The organism is Nocardioides oceani (genome assembly GCF_030412965.1).
In the GTDB taxonomy this organism is placed as follows: domain Bacteria; phylum Actinomycetota; class Actinomycetes; order Propionibacteriales; family Nocardioidaceae; genus Nocardioides; species Nocardioides oceani.
This window is the reverse complement of sequence record NZ_JAUHJQ010000094.1, coordinates 1-307: the sequence shown is the minus strand read 5'-3', so window position 1 is coordinate 307 and position 307 is coordinate 1. Positions and strand designations below refer to the sequence as shown.

Annotated in this window: 1 protein-coding gene; it reads left to right on the top strand. The window is 75.9% G+C overall.

Annotated features, from left to right (window positions below):
* Window positions 1–307, top strand: a 307-nt coding sequence (locus QWY28_RS23410; protein ID WP_300955319.1) for an NUDIX hydrolase, incomplete at both ends; no start/stop codon positions are given.

Genomic DNA, 307 nt, shown 5'->3' with positions numbered 1-307 from the left:
TGCTCTTCGCCGAGGGACCGCAGGGCCCCGAGCTGCTGCTGACCGAGCGCGCCCACGACATGCGCTCGCACCCCGGCCAGGTCTCCTTCCCCGGCGGCGGCGTCGACCCCGGCGAGTGCGCGGTGCAGGCGGCCCTGCGCGAGGCGGAGGAGGTGGTGGGCCTCGAGCCCGCCGAGGTCCGGGTCTTCGCGACCCTGCCCGACCTGTGGCTGCCGCCGAGCAACTTCGCGGTCACGCCGGTGCTCGGCTGGTGGGCCCACCCCACGGGCGTGCACATCGCGAGCAGCGCCGAGGTGCACGCCATCCA